The following is a 20,709-nucleotide window of genomic DNA, read 5'->3' on the forward strand; positions in this document are numbered from 1 at the left end:
AGCTCTTTCGCGATTACCATCTCTGGCAAACCAGTCATGTTTTCTTCCATTCCTGCAACTATATTCCTCGATTGACTACTTGACTGAGGATAACTCATCGGTTTAAATAGGATAAGACCAATTGGTCGGAAATATCAAAATGTCTAAAGGCGAAGAAACCAAAGAGAAAATTCTCCAACAAGCAGCCGAACTGTTTAATCAACAGGGTTATGCTGGTGCATCAATTGCAGATATTATGCGTGTCACGGGATTGCAGAAAGGAGGCATATATAATCATTTTCAAAGTAAAGACGATCTCGCATTACAAGCATTTGATTTTGCGATCGCTCAAATGAAAGAGCGTTACAGAACTATATTGCGTAGCAAGCATTGTGCGGTGGATAGGTTGCAAGCGATTGTAGATATCTTTCGCAGCAACATAGATAACCCAATTATCAAGGGAGGTTGTCCCATACTGAACACAGCTATTGAGAGTGACGACACGCACCCTGCTTTGCGAGAACGAGCCAAACAAGCAATGGACTCTTGGCGGGAAATAGTATCTCAAATTATCCAAAAGGGGATCGAAAGGGGCGAAATTCGCCCGACGGTTAACATTGATGAAACAGCTACCATCATGATTTCTTCACTTGAGGGTGCTGTTATGCTAAGCAAGCTCTACGGAGATCTGATTCACATAGATATAGTCACTCAGCATTTAAACGAGTATATAAGGAGCCACTTGCAAATCTAGAGCAATTAAACTGTATTAAGATTACTCTTATCTCAAATCAGACCAATTGGTCGGAAAATGCTCAAGGTTCCCCATGAAAAAAGACTTATCGTACTTGCTAGCAAAAAAGCAGAATCATCAAAAAATTGTAGCCCTGACAGCATATGATTATCCTACAGCGCTGTTGGAAGATAAGACTGGAGTTGATATCATTTTCGTTGGTGACAGTGTAGGAACAAATATACTTGGATATGATAGCGAACAAGAAGTTACGGTAGATGATATTGCCCATCATCTGAAAGCTGTTCGACGAGGAGTATCCCAAGCGTATATTCTTGGCGATTTGCCTTATAATTCCTATGAAACTCCCGAACAAGCACTCGATAATGCCAAAAAACTTTTAGCACATGGAGCAGATATTGTTAAATTAGAAGGTGTACGAGAAAAAGTCATCAAGCATCTGATCGACCATGATATAAAAGTATGCGGTCATCTTGGTTTGCTACCACAAACGCAGCAGCAGAAGAGGGTACAAGGAAAAACTTTTGAACAAGCGAAGACAATTATTGAAGATGCGATCGCATTGGAAAAACTTGGTATATCAATGCTCGTTTTGGAACTGATTCCTGAAGAACTCGGTCAAATCGTGACTGAAAAACTCAGCATTCCTACCATTGGAATTGGTTCGGGGCGGTTTACTGATGGACAGGTTCTTATCGTAAACGACATATTAGGAATAACACCCCGCAAGCTAAAACTTGCAAAAACATATCAAGACTATCAAACTTTGACTGCCCAAGCAATACAAAAGTATAAGGAAGATGTTGAACAAAATCTATTTCCTACAGAAGAAAATGTTTGGCACATGGCAGAGGAAGAGTTAAAACATCTCCGCTAATTTCACACCTACAATCTCTATAAGTGATTGATACAACGAAACGTATTGGCATATCAACAAACAGACCAATCGGTCTTTTTACCAACACAATCTTAATAGGAAGAATGTTCCATGCTCAAGTTTTACTACAATCCTCGGTCACCAATGGCACGTCGTGTATGGGTAACCTTATTAGAAAAAGAAATTTCTTTTGAGCCGATTTTGCTAAATTTAAATGGTGACCAAATGGAACCAGAATTTTTAGGAATTAACCCTTTTCACCACATTCCTGTCATCATTGATAATGGGTTTAGGGTTATAGAATCTTTAGCCATTATGGATTATTTAGAAGCTAAGTATCCCACACCAGAAATGTTGCCTAAAGAAGCCCAAGCATTGGCGACAGTAAGAACAGTACAAATGGTAACGAATAACGAGCTTTTGCCCCAAATAATTACACTCATGTACAAAGATGCAAGTTCTCCCCAATTTGTGCAAGCTACAGAACACGTAAATAAAGTTTTTAGCTTTTTAACAGATATTTTAGGAGAAAATTCTTATTTTGGAAGCGATCGCTTAACCTTTGGAGATATTGTTGTCGGAGGAACCATATCTTTACTGGTAAAGGTAGGTATAAGTCTTAACAATTACCCCAAATTAAATGATTGGTATGAACGCTTGATGCAACGAGAAGCGTGGAGCAAAACAGAATTGAGTCAGGAAGAGTTTGAACAATTTAAGCGGGTTCTCAACATAATACGCAAACGTAAGTTGAGCCAAACTCGCTCTCAACCTGCGACAGCTGTTACCTAATTTGCCAAGTATACTGGGTATATGTGTGATAAACTTCCGCCAATTGTTGTCGTTCAGATGAGTATGGAAAAACAACCGATTCAAGTTATTGGAGGTGGACTAGCCGGGACAGAAGCAGCATGGCAAATAGCCCAAGCTGGGATACCTGTCATTCTGTGGGAAATGCGTCCAAAACAATTGAGTGGTGCTCATCACACGGAACATTTGGCAGAATTAGTATGTAGCAATTCATTTGGGGCAATGGCAAGCGATCGCGCTGCAGGTTTGTTGCATGAAGAGTTGCGTCGGCTTGGTTCTATCGTGATCTCAAAAGCGGACGAACACTCAGTCCCAGCAGGTGGAGCACTTGCTGTCGATAGGGGACAATTTAGCTCCGATTTAACAGAAACCCTTGCTCGCCATCCCTTAATTGAACTGCGTCGGGAAGAGTTGCGTGCTATTCCTGAAGGGATTGTTGTTTTAGCAACGGGTCCTTTAACCAGCCCGGACTTAGCAGAAGATTTGCGCCGCTTCACTGGGATGGAATACCTCAGCTTTTTTGATGCTGCTAGCCCGATTATTGTGGGAGAATCGATTAACCGCGATATTGCATTTCTTGCCTCTCGTTACGATAAAGGTGAAGCAGCATATCTCAACTGTCCGATGAATAAAGAGCAGTACCTGCGCTTTTGGCAAGAACTTTGTGCAGCCGAACAAGTGGAATTAAAAGATTTTGAGAGGGAAACAGCAAAATTTTTTGAAGGTTGTTTGCCAATCGAAGAACTCGCAAGGCGGGGAGAAGATACCATGCGCTACGGTCCCTTAAAACCCGTGGGATTGTCAGATAGTCGTACTGGAGAACGTCCTTATGCTGTGGTACAGTTGCGGCAAGAAGACAAAGCCGGACAGCTTTGGAATATGGTGGGTTTCCAAACTAATTTGCGGTGGGGCGAGCAAAAGCGCATTTTTCGATTAATTCCCAGTTTGGAAAATGCAGAGTTTGTAAGATTGGGAGTGATGCACCGCAATACTTTTATTAATGCTCCCGAGTTGATGCTCCCCAATTTGCAGTTTAAACAGCGCCCGACGTTGTTTGCTGCAGGACAGTTGATTGGAACTGAAGGCTACACAGCAGCAGCAGCAGGCGGCTGGTTGGCGGGAACCAATGCAGCTCGTGTTGCTTTGGGTAAAGAACCTTTGACTTTACCCAATACAACAATGATGGGGTCGCTGTTTGAATTTATTAGTTCGGCTTCACCCAAGCATTTCCAGCCAATGCCACCTAACTTTGGTATACTGCCAGACCTGGGAGAGAAAATAAAAAATAAACAGGAGCGTTACGGGCGTTATCGCGATCGCTCTCTTGCTGACATCCAAAACTTCGCAATTCATAACTAGTAACTCAATAATTAGGAATTACGAATTGCAAACTACTTTGATGCTTTCTTTTGGTCTTGGATTGTCTCGTCTTTAGTGGTGGCAATTCCATGAATGCCTATCGCTGCGATCGCTGCGCCAATAAATCCCCAAGTTCCATTGGAGAGTGCATTTATGCGGTGAACGAGATTGCGATGATAGGCAAGATCCAATTGTCTTTCATTGTTTCTGCCTTCCCTAACCAACCTTTCTACATACCTTTCAGTTCTTTGCATGGCTAGATAATCAAGGTTGAAGGAGTAAAGCGATGAACCTGATACCAACACACCTGGAATCACCAGAGTAATTAAGAGAATTGCTCTGCCTAAGCTCATAAAACCTCATCAGGCGACATTTCTGACTCAATGCTGACATGAGTGGCATTTTGTGATAGTATCTGGCGAACAAATTGGAAATGATGGGTTAAAAGTATCAGTAGATACCTCAGCTATTACTTTTAAAAAATCCTCTTAACTTTACTCTAACTTATCCTTCTTCGCCCATAGAAGTAGTGCTGTAGATGGAAACTAAGAACATCAAGACCTAAAAACAATCATTCATTGAACTATAGTACTATGACTCAGACTTCCACAAATACCATAACTGCATATTTGCAACAAATTAGCCGGATTCCTTTGCTGACTCGCGAATCTGAAATTGAATATGGCAAACAAGTGCAGTTAGCGATCGCATTATATGAAGTCGGATCTAGCTTATGCGATCGCTTGGGTCGTTCTCCAACTTATCAAGAGTGGGCTGAGCAAGTTGCTTCTCTTGGGAAGGACTATCCCAAAACTGTAGCAAAACTACAACAGGCGATCGCCGCAGGTGAAACTGCCAAGCGTAAAATGATGGAGGCTAACTTGCGGTTAGTTGTTTCTATTGCCAAGAAGTATGTAAAACGTAATGTTGAACTGTTAGATCTCATTCAAGAAGGGACTATTGGGCTGCAAAGAGCTATCGAAAAATTCGATCCGACGAAGGGCTATCGGTTCTCAACTTACGCTTACCTGTGGATTCGTCAAGCAATTACCCGTGCTATTACAGAGCAAAGTCGCAGTATTCGCTTACCCCTCCAAATTAACAAGAAGCTCAATAAATTTAAAGCTCTTCAGCGCGAATTGTCTCAGAAGTTAGGACGCTCTGCAACTGCAAAAGAACTGGCATACGCCTTAAAGTTAACCCCTCAACAGTTAAGAGAGTATTTGCTCTGGGAACGCCAGATCCTCTCTCTCAATCAGCAAATCGGCGAGGATCGAGACACAGAACTATCTGATATTTTACCAGATCCTAGCGATTTGCCAGAAGAACAACTTGTCCAGTCTTCTGTACATGATACTCTAAGACAGTTAATTGCTAACTTAACTCAAGAACAACAAATGGTTTTGACTTTGCGCTATGGGTTACAGGATGGACAATCGCTCAGTCCAAAAGCAGTGAGCGAACGCTTGCATATCAGCCGCGATCGCGTATCTCGCTTGGAAGAAATAGCTATCAGGAATCTCCGCAAACATAAGGCAGATATTCAAGGATTTTGGGTAGCTAGTTGATTTTTTTACATTGGTTATAAGCCCCACACTTTAGCCGATTAAAGATGTATAAACTATACTCAATGTTTGTCCAAGGTTTTTATTGGGTTTAAAGGATGCAAAATTTTGGAACTCGCCCATAGCTTTATGCTTCCATTTTGAGTCAAAGGACAAGTTATACTTCCAATGTTAGGACTTACCGATCATTCAAAAACGCAACAATAAGGGGTTCAGACATTGAAAGACTCGGTTATGTTTCCAGATCCTAAAATCTTTTGGGTGTAGTGACAATCGCAAAATCAATTTGTAACAATTAATATTGATATTATGACAAAAGAGCAACAAGATATTTTAGCAATCGCAAAAAAATATTTGAAGGCTATAGAAGAAGGTAAAACAGCAGAAGAGCTTGCTATTTATTATTCTGAATCTGTAGAACAAGTGGAATATCCCAATCGACTCATACCTAATGGCTCTACAAGAAACTTAGATGACTTAAAAGAAGCTTCATTAAGAGGCAAGCAGGTGATAATTAGCCAGAATTATGATATTAAAAACTCTTATGTTGTGGGAAACACAGTCATTTTAGAAATAATATGGACAGCTAAAATAGCAGTTTCTATTGGACAAACTCCACTGGGGGGACAGATGAAAGCTTACATTGCTCAATTTCTTGAATTTGAAGGTAACAAAATAGTTCACCAAAGAACATATGACTGTTATGAACCTTTTTAAGTTCGTTCATAATGCTGCTTGAATTTGATAGTGCATCTCTAGCTTACTTAGAATGGTGTGACACACTCAAAAGTATAGTTAAAATTAAGGCTCCGCTTCAAGGTATGTATTTCTAAGCGGAGCCAAGGGATCTAGAGGCAGTCTGGGAATGAGCCTTTTTTAGCTATTTTTATTTGTTACATAAAGAAGAATCTGCGAAAGCTCGTATAATTTGCCACCAGGTTTGTTGTCCTACGATTCCATCTACGGCTAATGGTGGATAATTGCCTTGAAACTGTTTCACTGCATTTTCGGTTTGTGGACCGAATTTGCCATCAGTAGCAACAGAACCGTATTCCAGACAGTTTAAAATTCGTTGCAAATATCTAACGTCTTCACCTTGACTGCCATTTTCTAAAGTAGGTAGTGATTGGGATATTTGAACATTAACGGACATAGTTTTCTCCTAAAAATGTTGAGTTTATTTGAAAGAAAGACAATTACCTGAGAACTTATGTTGAGGAATAATCGCTCAGCAATTGCTTAACTCAGGAATAAATTAATTGTGTAATAGTTTTATGATTTGTACCAGCCAATATAATCCAGTTAAGCTATGATTTAAGAGGAAATCTTTTTTAAGACAAAATAGAGGTTCTCAGAAATTCATTAGTATTTCAATAATTATTAAATATGAATCATAAAAATAAACCCGATATTTGGATAATACCGGGGTGCTAATGCTTAAATTTTTCTCAATGCTTGGATAAGAATTTTTGTAGTAGAGCGTCTAGGTTAATTTGTTGGGTAGAAATTAATCGGTTAATGAGTCTGTGATTCTTTCCCCCCTGCCCCTGCAGCCTCAACCCAACATTTTTAGGTGGATGCGGTAGTAGGTTGGGCTGACCGTGGGGAAACCCAACAAATGTTCTACATTGAACTACTCAAGCGATAACCAATTCCATACACTGTTTCAATTAATCTGTCAGAGGTTCCTGCTGCTTTCAATTTTTTTCGTAAATTGGTAATATGTGTTTTGATTGTTTCTTTACCAGCTAATTTGTCATAATTCCACAATTTGTCTGCTAAGGTTGAGCGAGTTAAAACTTGGTTTTGATTTCTTAATAAGCATTCTAATAACATATATTCTTTAGGTGTTAGGGAAAGCGATCGCTCTCTATACATAGCACAATAGCTACTAGGATCGAGCCGTAAGTCACCGTAAACTAAGATTGGTTGGCGAATTTCAGAGCTTCTACGAGATAAAGCTCTAATTCTTGCTGTTAATTCTTCTAATTCAAACGGTTTCACTAAATAATCATCAGCCCCTGCATCTAATCCCATGACTTTATCCACAGTTTTATTTCTTGCTGATAGCATTAATATAAGAGCATTATATTTAGCATTTCGCAAACGTTTACAGAAGCTAATACCATCTACTTGTGGAAGAATATTATCTAATAAAATGAGATCGTATTGGCTTGTTTGTGTATATTCCCAACCCTTAAGAGCATCATAGGCTATGTCTACGATGTAATGTTCGTGTTTGAAATTTTCTGCTAGGAATTTGGCTGTATATTTATCACTTTCTACTATCAAAATTTTCATATCGCCGTCCGAGAGTCATACAGATATTAAGTTAATATTTTTATGAGATATTCTTGTTTGTTCATCTAATTTATAACTAGTTTTTCACTATATGAGAATTTTGAACAGTCAAGATAATCCAGTTAAGATATGAGTTATAAACATTTCCTATAAGGATGTTAAATTGACAACATAATAAGATATTATGTATCTAAGATATGGGCTTAGGATGATAAAGAATCACACTGTTAGTCAGGGTGTAAGGTCGCCGCACCCCTACATCTATGTGTTTGGGCATCTAACAATGGCTGTAAATATAAATGAGGATTTCTTCCCGAGTTCTTGACATTTCCTATTTACAGTGAAATCAACAGCAAAGATTTGCAAGGTTAAATGCTCTTATATATTACCTTGCTCATCGATGTTAAAGAGCTAATTGAGTTCTTTAATGAAAAATTAATGAGATTTACATTCATACCGAAGGAGTCAGAATTATGTATTTTTCTTATGTACCTGCACAAACAACAGTAACAGCAGCTGAAGTACGTACACAAATGCCAGTGGCTTCTGCACCTGCGCTTACAGTTGCTCAATATCAACCAGTGCAACAAACTCCTACTGCTAAAAAGCTGGGGTTAACAGGTGATTACATTGGGGTTGGTATTAACCCTGGCGTGACTAGTGGTGGACGCAGTGATGAAAAAGCCGATTTAGGAGGCGACGTGACTGCACGTATCGCCATTCCCAAGACACAACTATCAGTACGTCCTTCTGCAATCATCAGCCGTCACAGTGCCGATCTTGTGCCAACGGTTACTTACGATCTGCCTATCGCTAAAAATACTAACCTATTTGGTGGTGGTGGCTATTCTTTTGTAACTGATAGAGGTAAAGATACTCCACTCGGAAATAAAAATGCTCCTATTATTACTGGTGGTGTGGAAACGAAAATCAGCAAAAGTGTGAATGCTTATGCTGCTACGGATCTAGCTTTTGATGCTTACCGCAATAGTTCTGCGGAGGCCGTGGGCTTTCAAGTAGGTGTTGGTTACAACTTTTAACTTACAAAATAGGTAACGATTATGAATCTTAAAGCCTTTGCAACTACTGCTATCCTTGGGGTTATGACTCTAATTCCCAGCCAAGCTTTTGCAGCACAAATTACATCTGCACGTACTTATCACTCTGGGTTTTTCCAACCTGTAGCAAGGGTTAACCCTCAACTTCCCATAGCAATAAAGCTTGAAAATGAGACTGGATTACCTTTGGACTACGGAGTGTTAGGTCAATCTGAAGATAGAGTATTGCCACCTGCAGGTATTACTGAAATCAGCAATTTCTCTTTTCCTGCAAACTTTACAGTCTATCCCGCTAACCCTTCTGAGGCACAATTAAAGTACAAGGTCTTTGTGAAGGACAATATTGCAACAGTGCAAATTGGGCAAAAGCGTGTTGGAGTTGGAGAGCGCAGTTTTAATGTTAACAAAGCAGGAGCCATCTATATCTATTAAGAGAGCCTTATAAATAGGCTGTACATAGGTAGGAGTGCAAGGAATTGCGCCCTTACAACAATTTAGTATAGATTCTGGGGGTACAAATGATTGTACCCTTAAAATTTTTTAAACATAGCGAGCGCACTTCCCTAATTTCTTATAATTTTGCACTTAAAAGGTTTATCTTGCCTGGTTATAACCGACAATTACATACAAAATAAATATATTGACTGCAATATGAATAAGTTTACAGAAGTTAAGCAAAGATTGCTTAAAATCAAACTGTTTATGCATTTTTTTGGTTGGCGTCATTATGCAAGTTACAACAGAAGCTTTAACCCAATTTCTAGGTCATTCTCTTTCAAACTCCAGGACTGATTTCCAATCTTCACAAATTTCCAGTCTACAAATTTTTTGTCAGCTCCAAATAGAACTTTTGTTATCAAGAGCTTCTATTGATTGGGCTAGAATTGTTTATTACGATCCATTTTCGTTAATCCATCAAACAATTACTCAGTGTTCTCAAGAACAAGAGTTTACACGGAATTTTCTATCTTATATTAATTCAGAGGAATGGTTAGTAGACTTTTATCATAGTTTTACTCTACATGAGATAGATTTCTCTCATTACACATCATCAAAGTGTTACATCTGCCCTATAGGATATAGAAACCAAAAACCTGAATACATTTTGATATTTACTCGCGAACCACTTTCTTTAAGTTTGCAACAAGATGTTAAGCAAACGGCCACGATACTGAGCAAGCATTTAGATATTTGTTCTGAGTGCTATCAACAAAAAACTGAAATCAAACTTTTGGAACAAATACTTCAGCGTGCTGGCCATCAATTACGCCATCCCTTAGCAATGATTGGTCTTTATGCAGAAAATCTTTACCTAAAATTGCCTGAAGGTTCTACTCAAGAACAAGCAGCAATTATTCGAGAAAGTATAAAGGATTTAGATGCCAATCTCACAGAATTGATTTATTGCGGTCAAAAGGAAAAAATCAAAGTAACTCTTCAGGACTTAAAAAGTTTGATATCTGAAAGTATTCAAGGTTTACAACCTTTACTCGAACAGAAAAACTTGAAAGTTCAGTATTCTGAAACGTCTGCTGTTCTGGCAATCGATCGCTTGCAAATGAAGCAGGTATTTGACAACCTGCTGAGTAATGCCGTGTACTTTAGTCCCGTGTCTGGAGTTATTAACTGTCATTGGCAAATTTTTCAAAATGAAGTACTGATTTGGATTTCCGATCGAGGAAAGGGTTTATCTCCAGAAGATATCAAAAAAATATTTACTCCTTTTTATTCTCGTCGTCCTGGAGGGACTGGACTTGGTTTAACTATTGCTAAAAAAATTGTTCTTGACCATTATGGAAGTCTTTGGGCGCAAAATTCGTCTGAAGGTGGCGCACAGTTTTTTATAAGCTTACCTCGATCTACTTCTTTTTAGGAGGGTTTTAATATGGTTCGCGATCGCAAACTTTCAGTTCTTCTTGTAGATGACGATCCACGGTTTCGTCAGGGTTTGCATACTTTCCTTGATTTTCATAGCAGTAGCGGACAATTGCCATTAGAAGTCGTCGCTGAAGCTGAATCTACAGAGCAAGCTATAAGCCTTGCTGTTCAAAAACAACCAGATCTTATCCTTCTTGATTTGGAATTAGCTACAGGCGATGGAATTACAACTCTTATTCGCTTACGAGAAAAATCTTTTGTTGGGAAAGTTTTAGTTTTATCAGCCCATCAAGAAGATGATTTTATCTTTCGTGCTATGCAAGCAGGTGCTGTAGGCTATGTCTTTAAAAACCATGTTACAACTCAATTATATGAAGCAATAACAACTGTACTTAATTCTGAAATTTACTTACCAGCAGAAGTTGCTAGTGGTTTTTTTCGTCGATTTCATACTTATTCAGAAGCTTTTTTGCTAACTTGTCAAAACCTAAATTTATCAGAGCGAGAGCAAGAAGTTTTACAATTTTTAGTAAAAGGATATTCTAATGAAGAAATGGCTAAACGTTTATACGTGACAGTAGCTACTGTAAAAGCTCATTTGACAAATATTTTTGAAAAAATGCAAGTTACCAGTCGTACTCAGGCCGTTCTTGCTGCTTTAAAATTAGGCATAATTCAAGCTTGATATTAAGGTTATATATAGGGAGGTAATAGATATTATATTTTTAATCAAAAAATAATTTTAAACAATTACTGTACTAATTTCTCATGAAAATCCAAAACAGACAATGGTATCAATCAAACCTGATTATAAAGAATATTTTTGTTCGCGCAATTCACCCTTAAATTGCGATCGCCTTCAAATGACAATGCAAGAATTCCCACAGGCTAAGTTTTGTTTAGAATGTGGTTTTCCTGCCTTATTACCAGAAAAAACTGAAATTAAAGGGAGTCGAGGTATTTATCAAGTCACTCGTTTCTTAGGTTCTCGGGGTATGGGGCGCTTGTATTTAGGAAAACAGATAACTGACAGTCAACCTATTGTACTCAAAGAATATTTATTACCCTCTCGTTCTTTTAATGCAGATGAAGCTCGTCAACGTCAAGATACATTTTTACGTGTAGCGGGGGTAAGTCCAGCAGATGGCAGAAATCAAGATTTCCGTTCCATTAGTCTTTGGGAAGCCATTGTCGATCCCCAACAAAAACGCTGTTACACAATCAGTCAGGGGAACATAGAAACTTCACCAACTTTAAGCCAATATCTGATAGAAAAAGGAGCAATGAGTGCTTCTCAAGTGCGTGAAGTCCTCAATCAAGCTTTACAAACTCTGCAATTCTTACATACGCAAAAACTTCGTTTTCCTTCAGGTCAAGTGCAACAAGGTATTGTTCATGGTAATATTAATTTAAATAGTTTGTTAATCGTACAAGATAATCAACAATATTTTGTTATATATTTTTGTGACTTAGCTATTTGGGAACGTTTATTTGAACCACCAAATTTCTCTCAACCTTCAACTCCTGACTATCAACAAGATTTAGAAGAATTGGGAAGAGTTGCTTTTTATTTATTGGCAGGAAAATCAGTCGATCCTACCTCTAATCAACCTCTCAATCCTAGAGATGACCTGTTATGGCTCAAATCTAGTTCCAATTTAAAGCAGTTTATCTATCGCTTAATGGGTATAGAAACCCCATTTGAGAGTGCTGAAGCTGCTCGTCTCGCTTTACTCCAATTTCCTTTAGAAAATCAAATCACCAGTTTCACTCAAGTTGTACCTGAAGAAGAGAAAGAAAAACCTTTTCGGACACCACTCATCCTACTTATCTTGCTAGGTATCATCACTCTATTATCATTTGTCGGGAGCATTTGGTATTTCTTAGGACGTGGAGGAGTTAAAGAAGATTATTTTGCAGACTTTAATCAACTTGTACCGACTTTTACTGATGTCAATGGAGTGCCTTCAGGAGTATTTACTTACACCGGAGAAACAGACGGGACATGGAGTACAGTTTTAAAAGTACGTCCGACTAGTGAAGTAACCTTCGCCCAAATCTTAAATACACCCAAACCAGATGCAAACGCACAGTTTAACTATCAACCCGTATCTTCTGCTGATATACAAACTAGTAGCACACCGATAGAAGAAGTACAAAAGGGTCAGGTACAGTTTGCAATGACCAGTTTAATTTATAATTTACCAAATGATTTAGCTGACAAACAAATTGCATATGATGGATTACTTGTATTTGTTGCTTTTAGTAAGAAAGATGCAAATCTTCCTAGAGTTCTTAACGGACAAATTACTCTCGATCGCTTGCGTCAAATTTATACAGGTCAAATTACCAATTGGCAACAACTTGGTGGACCGAATCTTCCTATAAAACCATTTGCTCCAACTGAGCCTGAAGCATTGCGAGAATTTGAAAGAATTGTGCTGCAAGACGACCCACAAAAGATTGCTCAATACAAAGCAATAGTTACAATACAACCAACCGAAGTGACACAGCAACAAATTATTACGGCCTTCGATACAGGGAAAGCAGGCATTATTAGTTATGGCATTCTGAGTAAAACTTGGAATCAGTGTGCGGGTTATCCTTTAGCTATAGTTGATGGCGACAAGTCTCCCAGTCAAGCCCTTTTCCGACTTAACAACCAGCCAATTACTCCATCAGATAATATATGTGATAAAGATAATCGCCTAGACGTTAAAACTTTTACGAGTGGGAGTTATCCATTAAGCTATCCCCTTGCAATTGTATATCCCCATAACAACAGCCTTCCACCAGCAGGAGAAAAATTTGCTGAGATGTTAACCACTCGTCAGGGTCAATGTCTCATCACCAAAGTAGGACTTGTTCCTTTACAACCCATACCCGATAAATATCTAAACTCATATGACTGCAAATAGATGTCCAAACCCCAGTTGCGAATTATTTAACCGTGTTTTGCCGAATAATGCAAAAATCTGCCCCATGTGCGGTACACCTTTGGGCAATGTAGTAACTCCTTCTGACGACCGGGTTCTTGCATCAGAGAAGCAATTAGCTAAGGCAACTCCTGATGCAAAATCTTCTGCTACTTCACCAGCCGAGCGAATACCAGCACCAGCACCACAGCCTGTCCTCAATCCACCAGTCGAGCGAGCACCAGCACCACCACAGCCTGTCCTCAACCCACCAGTCGAGCGAGCACCAGCACCACCACAGCCTGTCCTTAACCCACCAGTCGAGCGAGCACCAGCACCACCACAGCCTGTTGTCAGTTTACCAGCCGAGCCAGTACCAACAGGCTCCTCACATATTCATACTCCATCCCCGCATTCAAATGCTCAACCCACCCTAAAGCTAATTCATACCTCTGGAAAAGAATTTCGCCTGCGCGGAGAAGAGGGTTACATTGGTCGGCAAAGCCCAGTCAATCCAGTTTTACCAGAAATAGACTTATCTGGCATTTCTAATGAAGGTATAGTTTCTCGTTCTCATGCACGAGTGTACTGGGATAAATCTCAAAATGTATATATGTTAGTTGACAACAATAGTCGAAATGGAACTTATTTAAATGAAAAATTTCTTTCTCCCGGCATTCACTATCCCCTGAAAGACAAAGATGTGTTACAACTTGGTCAAGAAAAACTGGTCTGTTTCACAGTTTTATTAACTAATAATTAATAATTGGTCACTATTTACTGGTTACTGTTCACTGTATGAGTATGAGTAATTTAGCTAACGAAGCAGAATACATTGCAATGCTTGCACTAGCAAAAAAGTGTCTTGACAATCCGTTGCTTTTAAATCAGATGGGCGATCGCGTGTATGCAATTTTTCTAGAAGATATGCGCTGTCAGCGAGATCGAATGAGAAACTATGGTAAGGAAAGGTGGTTGTAATGGTTGCTAACTCTTCTAATGATGTCAACGGCAATATTAAAAATGAACTGAATTATGTTACAACTCATCGTTTTTATGTAGAAATAGGAGGTTCCATAGCAGCATCATTTACAGAATGTTCTGGGTTAAGCGTTCAAATTGAGAAAGAAGTTTATTTTGAGGGAGGAGTGAACGAACAACAAAGAGTTTTTTTAGGTCATTCAACCTTTTCAGACATAACTCTCAAACGTGGGACTACAGATGATCTAAATTTTTGGAAATGGCTGTATGAATTATTTGAAAATAAGCCAGTTAGTCGGCGTAATGCTAACATTATTACGTTCAATCAAGCGGGTGAGATAATGAAAAGCTGGACGCTGATTGGTGCTATTCCCATAGCTTGGAAGTCATCAGATTTGCAAGCCGATGGCAGTGGTGTTGTGATTGAGGAATTAACTCTAGCATTTGAGGGCTTGAAAGTTAGTAAACAAGGAGGTGGAGGCAATAAAACACAACGTATGGCAACAGGTTATTTTTCTAGTTCATGACTTATCTATAGCAATTCCTACTTGCGTGAGGTACGGAAAGAAATAATTAACTGCCCATGAACGCCAGTGTACGCAGATAAATTTGTACCTCAACAGACTAGAAAACGCTATAAGTAATATTATCCTCAAATGCTGCTATGAAAATTATTCAACATTCACTTGGAATGACAAATCCTTTTCTTACAATAGGAGAATCTTTATCTCCCCCTAACTTTTTATTGCAGAGAAAATTTAATTTTCCACCTTTAATATCCAGCACATTGCAATCACCGTCTTTTATTCAACAAATCAGTTTATATGACTCCAAGCAATTGAATACGTCTTGGGAAGATTTCCCTAATTTGGATGTAAATAATTTAATGATGGAAGAGGCTAGTGCAATTCCATTTAATAACTCTGAAACAGAGCATATAGTAAATGAAATAAAAAACAACCCGGATGTTCGACAAACTGATTCCGCAGACAAAATTGATACAAAAAAAATTAATCGATCTGTTAAAAAAATATCGCCAAAGGCAACAAAAGTATCTCAAGATAATCAAAAAAAAGTAAAGTCTAAAACTAGTGAAAAAGAATTTATATCTAAAAAATCTGGCCAAAAGACTACTGTTAAACAAAAAGTTGAGAGAACTTATGATACTCCAATTGTGCAAGCAGCACTAACAAAATCAACAACACCAAATCCAACGGATAGAACTGTCGATACTTCAGTACACACAGTCAATCCCAAAGTTGACGTGGATAGAATCGATAGAACTGTCGATACTCCAATTGTACAAACAGCGATCGCACAACTTACGACACCAAATCCAGTTTCCACAGCTGACACAGTCGTTGAGAACGAACAAGCATCACCTGTGGCAGTAACATCTGTTCGGCAACCAACTCTCGATTCTCCTCAAACTTCATTTCCACAAGACATTAATTTCAATAATCAGGGCATTCAACCTTCTCAAAGTACTCCTAACAACTCAGTCAATCCCACAGTTGACGTGGATAGAATCGATAGAACTGTCGATACTCCAATTGTACAAACAGCGATCGCACAACCTACGATACCAAATCCAGTTTCCACATCTGACACAGCAGTTGAGAACGAACAAGACTTGTTTGTGGCAAAAATCTTTCCTCAGCAACCAACTCTCAACTCTCCTCAAACTTCATTCCCACAAGATACCAGCTTCAATAACCAGGGCATTCAACCTTCTCAAAGTACTCCTAACAACTCAGCCAATCCCACAGTTGAGGTGAATAGAACCGAGAGAACTGTCGATACTCCAATTGTACAAACAGCAATAATACAACCTGCGACATCAAACCCAGTTTCCACATCTGACACAGCCGTTGAGAACGAACAAGCATCGCCTGTGGCAACAACATCTATTCGGCAACCAACTCTCGATTCTCCTCAAACTTCATTTCCACAAGATACCAGTTTCAATAACCAGGGCATTCAACCTTCTCAAAGTACTCCTAACAACTCAGTCAATCCCACAGTTGAGGTGAATAGAACCGAGAGAACTGTCGATACTCCAATTGTACAAACAGCGATCGCACAACCTGCGACATCAAACCCAGTTTCCACATCTGACACAGCCGTTGAGAACGAACAAGCATCGCCTGTGGCAATAACATCTGTTCGGCAACCAACTCTCGATTCTCCTCAAACTTCATTTCCACAAGATACCAGTTTCAATAACCAGGGCATTCAACCTTCTCAAAGTACTCCTAACAACTCAGTCAATCCCACAGTTGGCGTGGATAGAACCGAGAGAACTGCCGATACTCCCATTGTACAGACAGCGCTCGCACAACCTACGACATCAAACCCAGTTCCTGGGTCTAACACAGTCGTTGAGAACGAACAAGACTTGTTTGTGGCAAAAATATTTCCTCAGCAACCAACTCTCGATTCTGCTCAAATTTCATTTCCACAAGATATTAATTTCAATAATCAGGGCATTCAACCTGCTCAAAGTACTCCTATCGAGTCAGTCAATTTTACAGTTGAAATAGATAGAACCGAGAGAACTGCCGATACTCCAATTGCACAGACAGCGCTCGCACAACCTACGATACCAAATCCAATTTCCACATCTGACACAGCCGTTGAGAACGAACAAGCATCGCCTGTGGCAACAACATCTGTTCGGCAACCAACTCTCAATTCTGCTCAAACTTCATTCCCACAAAATATTAATTTCAATAATCAGGACATTCAACCTTCTCAAAGTACTCCTAACGAGTCAGTCAATTCCACAGTTGAAATAGATAGAACCGAGAGAACTGCCGATACTCCCATTGTACAGACAGCGCTCGCACAACCTACGATACCAAATCCAATTTCCACATCTGACACAGCCGTTGAGAACGAACAAGCATCCCCTGTGGCAACAACATCTGTTCGGCAACCAACTCTCAATTCTGCTCAAATTTCATTTCCACAAGATATTAATTTCAATAATCAGGGCATTCAACCTGCTCAAAGTACTCCTATCGAGTCAGTCAATTCCACAGTTGAAATAGATAGAACCGAGAGAACTGCCGATACTCCAATTGTACAGACAGCGCTCGCGCAACCTACGATACCAAATCCAATTTCCACATCTGACACAGCCGTTGAGAACGAACAAGCATCGCCTGTGGCAACAACATCTGTTCGGCAACCAACTCTCAATTCTGCTCAAACTTCATTTCCACAAGATATTAATTTCAATAATCAGGACATTCAACCTTCTCAAAGTACTCCTAACAACTCAGTCAATCCCACAGTTGACGCGGATAGAACCGAGAGAACTGCCGATACTCCCATTGTACAGACAGCGCTCGCACAACCTGCGACACCAAACCCAATTTCTACATCTGACACAGCAGTTGAGAACGAACAAGCATCGCCTGTGGCAACAACATCTGTTCGGCAACCAACTCTCGATTCTGCTCAAATTTCATTTCCACAAGATATTAATTTCAATAATCAGGGCATTCAACCTGCTCAAAGTACTCCTATCGAGTCAGTCAATTCCACAGTTGAAATAGATAGAACCGAGAGAACTGCCGATACTCCAATTGCACAGACAGCGATCGCACAACCTACGATACCAAATCCAATTTCCACATCTGACACAGCCGTTGAGAACGAACAAGCATCGCCTGTGGCAACAACATCTGTTCGGCAACCAACTCTCGATTCTGCTCAAATTTCATTTCCACAAGATATTAATTTCAATAATCAGGGCATTCAACCTGCTCAAAGTACTCCTATCGAGTCAGTCAATTCCACAGTTGAAATAGATAGAACCGAGAGAACTGCCGATACTCCAATTGCACAGACAGCGATCGCACAACCTACGATACCAAATCCAATTTCCACATCTGACACAGCCGTTGAGAACGAACAAGCATCGCCTGTGGCAACAACATCTGTTCGGCAACCAACTCTCGATTCTGCTCAAATTTCATTTCCACAAGATATTAATTTCAATAATCAGGGCATTCAACCTGCTCAAAGTACTCCTATCGAGTCAGTCAATTCCACAGTTGAAATAGATAGAACCGAGAGAACTGCCGATACTCCAATTATACAGACAGCGATCGCGCAACCTACGACACCAAACTCAATTTCCACATCTGACACAGCAGTTGAGAACGAACAAGCATCATCCGTGGTAACAACATCTGTTCGGCAACCAACTCTCAATTCTGCTCAAACTTCATTTCCACAAGACATTAATTTCAATAATCAGGGCATTCAATCTTCTCAAAGTACTCCTAACGAGTCAGTCAATCCCACAGTTGAAATAGATAGAACCGAGAGAACTGCTGATACTTCAATTGTACAGACAGCGATCGTACAACCTACGACATCAAACCCAGTTCCTACGTCTAACACAGTCGTTGAGAACGAACAAGACTTGTTTGTGGCAAAAATATTTCCTCAGCAACCAACTCTCGATTCCCCTCAAACTTCATTCCCACAAGATATTAATTTCAATAATCAGGGCATTCAACCTGCTCAAAGTACTCCTACCGAATCAGTCAATCCCACAGTTGAAATAGATAGAACCGAGAGAACTGCTGATACTCCAATTGTAGAGACAGGACAAGATTTACCAGATCTAACTGTCGATAGTCTACCACCACCTCAAGGTTATGCTGTTGGCGGACAAGTCGTTGCCCTCAGCAGCCCAAATAAACAGCAAATAGCAGCTTCAGATACTGTACCTGCCATGCTTACTCCTGGTGAGTTTGTGGTTAATGCCAAAGACGCACAAAAAAACCTCAATTTGCTGAAGCAAATTAACAATGGTAATACAATATCAAACTATTTACAAACCTCTTCTTTATCAAGAGAGATAGAAGACAGGAGACAAGAAGCAGAAAAGAATCGGGCTTTTTTCAAACAACAAAAAAATACCCAGTTAGGCTTACCTAAAATGTTAGTTTCTCTCGGTTCGTCTTCTTTGCAATTAAAGACTGAAAACCTAAACCTTTCAACGCTTAGTTCTCTTAAATCAAATTCAAGAGAAAACAAAATGGTAGAGGTGAATCAAAGTATGTCCCATTATTCTTTAAGCCCTTTAATTTTTAAAAAGCAAGTTTCTCCTAAAGATTCATCTTCTCATGACTCCGATTTACCCTCTCAATGGTCGAGTATTGAAGAATTGGCTAAGGGAAACAGTCTTACTACAAACTCTATTGGCTTTACTTCTTCTAAACCTATTGGTGAAGAATTAACTTCTCAAAATTTAGCTAATTCTCTCAAGTCAAAATCGTCCAGATTTTTTACACATCAATTACCTGAAATTAAGAGCTTTGCAAAGGGTGGACAAGTCACAGCCAGCCAATTACAAATGAGCGGACAACCTTCTAGAGAAACTGTAGAACAACCATTGTTGCCAACAAGCGGAGTTGACGATCGCTCTTCTACACTTTTTGAAACACTAGCTCATGAAATCTATTACTGGTTGCGGCAGAGGTTAGAAGTTGAACAAGAACGTTATGGCTATTATTCTGGTCGCGGTCGTATACCTTGGTAAATTCTAATTCACTTGATTGTAGGAGAACAATTCAAATGGCACTTGAAAAAGCAATACTAAAGGTTGTATCTGGTGACCCATTATCAGATCCCTCTGCTAAGGATATTAAGTTTATGTTTAATCCAACAGAAATGAGTTTTACTAGGTCGTCTAGTTGGGATTATGACAGAGGCGCTAGGGGTCATGGCTTGTTACCTAAAGCTAATTTCTCTGGGATCGATCCTTATAGTTTATCCCTGAACAAACTTGTATTCGATACTTATGAAAATAAGGGTCGTTCTTCTACTGGAGAAAATTTGATAGATATTATTGAAAATATTAAAAAAGGTGTTAGTGCTCCAGATGGAGAAAATAAGCGTCCGCCTATTTATATTTTATCGTGGGGAGGAATGGAGTATTTTTATTGCGTAATGACTAGGTTAAGTTACACTTTCACTATGTTTTTAGCTGATGGAACACCTGTGCGGGCGTTAGTAGACATTGATTTAAGAGAAGTCGATCCTACAAATTTACCGGGTGGAAGGATTACGAATCTGGCTGCTTCTCGTCAAGGAGGGCGCTCGCCACTCAATAAATCAAACCCTTCTACTAGTGGAAGTAGGAGTGTACGAAATAAGAATAATACTGCTGCTCTTGAATCGTTACTTAAAAACAATTAAATTGAATAGG

General features: G+C 39.4%; 19 protein-coding genes. 16 read left to right on the forward strand and 3 right to left on the reverse strand.

The features are described from left to right. The first annotated feature begins 139 nt into the window (after positions 1-139). From HC643_RS29905 to trmFO, 4 genes are all read left to right on the forward strand, one after another. Positions 140-733 carry a TetR/AcrR family transcriptional regulator gene (locus HC643_RS29905; RefSeq protein ID WP_038074174.1) on the forward strand — a complete coding sequence of 198 codons (594 nt, stop codon included), beginning with the start codon at positions 140-142 and terminating at the stop codon, positions 731-733. Positions 734-806: 73 nt separating this feature from the next. After that, entirely contained in the window at positions 807-1,610 is an 804-nt protein-coding gene (gene panB / locus HC643_RS29910) for a 3-methyl-2-oxobutanoate hydroxymethyltransferase (protein WP_038074172.1), read from the forward strand. A gap of 111 nt (positions 1,611-1,721) precedes the next feature. Next, positions 1,722-2,402 carry a glutathione S-transferase family protein gene (locus HC643_RS29915; protein ID WP_038074170.1) on the forward strand — a complete coding sequence of 227 codons (681 nt, stop codon included), beginning with the start codon at positions 1,722-1,724 and terminating at the stop codon, positions 2,400-2,402. Between the two features lie 63 nt (positions 2,403-2,465). Beyond that, on the forward strand, positions 2,466-3,779 hold the full coding sequence (trmFO, locus tag HC643_RS29920) for an FADH(2)-oxidizing methylenetetrahydrofolate--tRNA-(uracil(54)-C(5))-methyltransferase TrmFO (RefSeq protein WP_038074167.1): 1,314 nt from the start codon (positions 2,466-2,468) through the stop codon (positions 3,777-3,779). Positions 3,780-3,811: 32 nt separating this feature from the next. On the opposite strand, the gene HC643_RS29925 is transcribed toward trmFO, so the two are convergent. Further along, positions 3,812-4,132 carry a hypothetical protein gene (locus HC643_RS29925; protein ID WP_038074165.1) on the reverse strand — a complete coding sequence of 107 codons (321 nt, stop codon included), beginning with the start codon at positions 4,130-4,132 and terminating at the stop codon, positions 3,812-3,814. 240 nt (positions 4,133-4,372) lie between these two features. On the opposite strand from HC643_RS29925, the gene HC643_RS29930 reads away from it, so the two are divergent. After that, entirely contained in the window at positions 4,373-5,347 is a 975-nt protein-coding gene (locus HC643_RS29930; RefSeq protein ID WP_038074163.1) for a sigma-70 family RNA polymerase sigma factor, read from the forward strand. A 306-nt stretch (positions 5,348-5,653) separates the two neighbouring features. Next, complete coding sequence (locus HC643_RS29935; protein ID WP_038074160.1) at positions 5,654-6,061, forward strand: nuclear transport factor 2 family protein; 408 nt, start codon at positions 5,654-5,656, stop codon at positions 6,059-6,061. A 169-nt stretch (positions 6,062-6,230) separates the two neighbouring features. Here HC643_RS29935 and HC643_RS29940 read toward each other — a convergent pair whose 3' ends face one another. Together HC643_RS29940 and HC643_RS29945 are read right to left on the reverse strand one after the other, a co-directional pair. Further along, a complete protein-coding gene (locus HC643_RS29940) occupies positions 6,231-6,497 on the reverse strand; it encodes a peptidoglycan-binding domain-containing protein (protein ID WP_050046726.1) in 267 nt (88 codons plus the stop codon). A gap of 470 nt (positions 6,498-6,967) precedes the next feature. Then, a complete protein-coding gene (locus HC643_RS29945; RefSeq protein ID WP_038074157.1) occupies positions 6,968-7,645 on the reverse strand; it encodes a response regulator transcription factor in 678 nt (225 codons plus the stop codon). A 473-nt stretch (positions 7,646-8,118) separates the two neighbouring features. On the opposite strand from HC643_RS29945, the gene HC643_RS29950 reads away from it, so the two are divergent. The 10 genes from HC643_RS29950 (at position 8,119) to HC643_RS40935 (ending at position 20,699) form a co-directional block, all read left to right on the forward strand. Then, on the forward strand, positions 8,119-8,685 hold the full coding sequence (locus HC643_RS29950; protein ID WP_050046725.1) for a hypothetical protein: 567 nt from the start codon (positions 8,119-8,121) through the stop codon (positions 8,683-8,685). A gap of 21 nt (positions 8,686-8,706) precedes the next feature. Then, positions 8,707-9,135, forward strand: coding sequence for a hypothetical protein (locus HC643_RS29955; RefSeq protein ID WP_050046724.1), 429 nt, complete (start codon positions 8,707-8,709; stop codon positions 9,133-9,135). A 295-nt stretch (positions 9,136-9,430) separates the two neighbouring features. After that, positions 9,431-10,576: a sensor histidine kinase gene (locus tag HC643_RS29960; RefSeq protein ID WP_038074154.1), complete on the forward strand. Its 1,146-nt coding sequence runs from the start codon at positions 9,431-9,433 to the stop codon at positions 10,574-10,576. A gap of 12 nt (positions 10,577-10,588) precedes the next feature. Continuing rightward, a complete protein-coding gene (locus HC643_RS29965) occupies positions 10,589-11,266 on the forward strand; it encodes a response regulator (RefSeq protein ID WP_038074150.1) in 678 nt (225 codons plus the stop codon). A 103-nt stretch (positions 11,267-11,369) separates the two neighbouring features. Next, positions 11,370-13,499: a substrate-binding domain-containing protein gene (locus HC643_RS29970; RefSeq protein WP_038074149.1), complete on the forward strand. Its 2,130-nt coding sequence runs from the start codon at positions 11,370-11,372 to the stop codon at positions 13,497-13,499. Further along, positions 13,486-14,259: an FHA domain-containing protein gene (locus HC643_RS29975; RefSeq protein ID WP_063779569.1), complete on the forward strand. Its 774-nt coding sequence runs from the start codon at positions 13,486-13,488 to the stop codon at positions 14,257-14,259. Before HC643_RS29970 ends, HC643_RS29975 begins: the two co-directional genes overlap by 14 nt. A 41-nt stretch (positions 14,260-14,300) precedes the next feature. Continuing rightward, positions 14,301-14,477 (forward strand): hypothetical protein, encoded by a 177-nt coding sequence (locus HC643_RS29980; RefSeq protein ID WP_162002209.1) that lies wholly within the window; start codon positions 14,301-14,303, stop codon positions 14,475-14,477. Further along, positions 14,477-15,004 carry a phage tail protein gene (locus HC643_RS29985; protein ID WP_167844774.1) on the forward strand — a complete coding sequence of 176 codons (528 nt, stop codon included), beginning with the start codon at positions 14,477-14,479 and terminating at the stop codon, positions 15,002-15,004. Before HC643_RS29980 ends, HC643_RS29985 begins: the two co-directional genes overlap by 1 nt. A 137-nt stretch (positions 15,005-15,141) precedes the next feature. Next, positions 15,142-20,040, forward strand: coding sequence for a hypothetical protein (locus HC643_RS29990; RefSeq protein WP_167844775.1), 4,899 nt, complete (start codon positions 15,142-15,144; stop codon positions 20,038-20,040). A gap of 35 nt (positions 20,041-20,075) precedes the next feature. Further along, complete coding sequence (locus tag HC643_RS40935; RefSeq protein ID WP_050046721.1) at positions 20,076-20,699, forward strand: CIS tube protein; 624 nt, start codon at positions 20,076-20,078, stop codon at positions 20,697-20,699. Positions 20,700-20,709: the final 10 nt, after the last annotated feature.

The sequence above is a fragment of the Tolypothrix bouteillei VB521301 genome, assembly GCF_000760695.4.
GTDB lineage: Bacteria > Cyanobacteriota > Cyanobacteriia > Cyanobacteriales > Nostocaceae > Scytonema > Scytonema bouteillei_A.